We start from the raw sequence: 2,957 nt of genomic DNA, 5'->3' as shown, positions 1-2,957 counted from the left end.
GGGCCGACTATGCGGCCCACACCTCGCCCCAGCGCTTTCTTGCGCTCTCGCGCTCCATGGACGCCGTCAATATTGATATCAGCCGTATCACCGCGCCGGTGCGCCTGTTTGCCATCGAGGAAGACCGTCTGGTGCCAATGGAGGATGTTGCGGCGCTTTCACGCGCCCTTCCCGGCGCAGAGCTTCACGTCCATTCCAGCCTCTATGGCCATGACGGGTTTCTCAAAGAGGTGGAGGCGGTGAACCGCTTCCTCGCAGTCCTGTGAGCCGTGAATCGAAAGGCGAAGGGCTCGCCACGCGCGCGGCGCGCGCCGGAATCAATGCCGATCCCGGTCATGGCGGCATTGTCGCGCCCATCAATGTATCGGCGACCTATGTGAGGGAGCGGGCCGATGCGCCCGGCCCGTTCGATTATGCGCGCACCCATAATCCCGGTCGCGCCGTGCTGGCTGAGGCAATCGCAGGGCTGGAGGGCGCGAACGCAGCGTGCCTGACCGCGTCTGGCATGGCGGCAATCGATCTTGTCCTGAACCTGCTGCCATCGGGTGCGCGCATCGTCGCGGCCCATGATTGCTATGGCGGTACGCAGCGCCTGTTCAATGCGCGCGCGGGCCAGCGCGGGTTTGTGCTGCAATACGCTGACGCAACGGATCTCGCGGGGCTGGAGCAGGCCCTGAAACCCGGCGCAGACCTGCTTTTCCTTGAGACGCCCTCAAACCCGCGCCTCCGCATCACCGACATTGAAGCCGCCAGCGCGCTCGGACATGGCGTTGGGGCGAAAGTCGCCGTCGATAACACTGTGCTGTCCCCTGCGATCCAGCGGCCGCTGGAACTGGGCGCAGACATTGTCATCAGCTCGCTGACCAAGATCATCAACGGCCATTCCGACATGGTGGGCGGGGTGGTGTGCACCGCCGGTGCGGGCCTCGCAGAAGACCTTGCCTGGTGGCTCAACGCCAGCGGTACCGGCCTTGCCGCGTTCGATGCGTTCCTCGCAACGCGCGGCCTTCGCACCTTGCCCTTGCGGGCGCGGGCGCAGTCGGAGGCGGCACTGGAACTCGCCACGCGCCTGAGCCGGCATGGCGGTGTTGCCCGTGTCGATTATCCGGGGCTGAAGGATCATCCAGGTCATGAGCTGGCCAGCCGCCAGCAGGGCGGGCTGTTCGGGCCGCTTCTGAGTCTCGAGGTGAAGGGCGATCCGGGGGGCTTCCTCGAAGGCTTGCAGCTTTTCACGCTCGCCCAGTCGCTTGGCGGGGCGGAGAGCCTGGTTTCGGTGCCCGCCCTGATGACCCATGCCGCCATGAGTGCAGACGCGCGCGCGCATGCCGGGATCAGCGATAATCTGATCCGCCTGTCAGTCGGTCTGGAGGATGTGGATGATCTCTGGCGCGATCTGGAGACGGCGCTGGCGCGTCTTTAGCAGCGTTTAGCGGCGCCAGGTCAGCGAGAAGGCCGCAAAGTCTTCAGACGTGTCCCAGGACTGGGTCGGCATGGACCAGCTCGTCTCGCGGCGCACATAGGCAAGCGACACATCAAGGCCCTGCAGGCGCATGGCAAGGCCGGCCTGCTGGTCACCTACCATCGCATAAGGCTGCAAGGTCAGGGTCTGGCGCAGGCTGCGGTCATCGCCGGGGCGGTAGACGAGGGCCTGCCGGTCGGCGCCGGCAAACAGCCACCACGCCCCGTTCAGATCGTGATCCTCGCCGATATACTGACCGACGCGTACCGTGGCGCCAAACTCTGTCGCCGAGCCGCCATCACCAAAGCTGAGACCGGCGCGCGGGCGCAGGCCGAGATCGAGCCCGTCGGCGCCACCGGGGCTGTCAAAGCGGCCCTCATAGCGCAGCGCAAAGGCGCGCCCCTGCGGGCGCTGGGCCGAATAGCGCCAAGCTGGCATTTCAAGACTGGTCGGCGTCAGGGCCGCCGTCACCCAGTCGGGCTGTTCGGCGTCGAAGATTGCGACACGCACCTCACCGCCAGAGGCCGTGCGGGCGATAACGGTTTCGGGTGCATAGAAGGCGCCAAAACCCTCGCGCAGCAGATTGGCATCGGACGCCGACAGGCCGGAGACAGCGATACCCCAAGCGGCAGCACGGGTGCTGGCATCGCGCACCGGTTCCGGTTCGCGGTCCATCGACAGGCGCAAGGAAGGAAGCGGGCCGGAGGAAAGCTCCTCCAGCAACGGTTCCATGATCAGGGCGCGGGTGTCTTGCGTCGGGGCGTCCTGCGCAGCCGCAATGACGGGCGCCAGACCGGAGAGCAGGCCGGCACATGCAACAAGGCCCGCAAGGCGCATCGCCTTCCGGTCCGTCCTGCCAGCGATGTAAGCCTGCGCGGTCACGATGGCGCTCCCCAGTGCCGGTTTCGTCACCCAATATACGCCTGTGCTTGTATCAGGTTCCGCACAGGCCAGGCCATAGATTTCGCCAGCGGCGCTTAATTGTGTGTGAACTCTGGTGCAACCATGCAACGCAAAGGGGGAGGCCGAAGCCTCCCCCTTTTTGGTCAGAAGATCAGATATTTACTGGCAGGCGAGGCATTCCTCGTACTCGGTCTTCTCGGCTGCCTTCATGGAGCTGGCCATGTCGTCCTTGCCTTCGGTACCGGCAAAGGCGGTGCGCTGCACCGATTTGGAACGGCAATAGTAGAGCGACTTGATGCCCCGCTCCCATGCCGTCCAGTGCAGCATGTGCAGGTCCCATTTATCGACATTGCCCGGCAGGAAGATGTTCAGCGATTGTGCCTGACAGATGAACGGCGTGCGGTCGGCGGCGTGTTCGATCACCCAGCGCTGGTCCAGCTCGAAGGCAGTCTTGAACACGTCCTTCTCGTCCTGCGTCAGCGCATCGAGATGCTGCACCGAGCCCTCATGTTCCAGGATCGAGCTCCAGGTGGCGGGCGTGTTGATGCCCTTCTCGTCGAGCAGCTTTTCCAGATAGGGGTTCTTCACCGTGAAC

Annotated in this window: 2 protein-coding genes and 2 pseudogenes; 2 read left to right on the top strand and 2 right to left on the bottom strand. The window is 64.7% G+C overall.

All coding sequences use genetic code 11. The features are described from left to right. Positions 1-266, top strand: a pseudogene (locus ACTS2Z_RS11270) (homoserine O-succinyltransferase MetX); the annotation flags it as partial. Continuing rightward, positions 263-1,420 (top strand): trans-sulfuration enzyme family protein, encoded by a 1,158-nt coding sequence (locus tag ACTS2Z_RS11265; protein WP_442573305.1) that lies wholly within the window; start codon positions 263-265, stop codon positions 1,418-1,420. The pseudogene ACTS2Z_RS11270 and the gene ACTS2Z_RS11265, both read left to right, overlap by 4 nt. 6 nt (positions 1,421-1,426) lie before the next feature. Here the strand turns inward: ACTS2Z_RS11265 and ACTS2Z_RS11260 are convergent, their stop codons facing one another. Together ACTS2Z_RS11260 and ACTS2Z_RS11255 are read right to left on the bottom strand one after the other, a co-directional pair. Beyond that, positions 1,427-2,371 (bottom strand): hypothetical protein, encoded by a 945-nt coding sequence (locus ACTS2Z_RS11260; protein WP_442573304.1) that lies wholly within the window; start codon positions 2,369-2,371, stop codon positions 1,427-1,429. A 150-nt stretch (positions 2,372-2,521) separates the two neighbouring features. Continuing rightward, a pseudogene (locus tag ACTS2Z_RS11255) lies at positions 2,522-2,957 on the bottom strand (ribonucleoside-diphosphate reductase subunit alpha); the annotation flags it as partial.

The sequence above is a fragment of the Glycocaulis sp. genome, from assembly GCF_052168375.1.
Classification (GTDB): domain Bacteria; phylum Pseudomonadota; class Alphaproteobacteria; order Caulobacterales; family Maricaulaceae; genus Glycocaulis.
The sequence above is the reverse complement of the archived record's forward strand: the minus strand, read 5'-3'. Positions and strand labels throughout refer to the sequence as shown.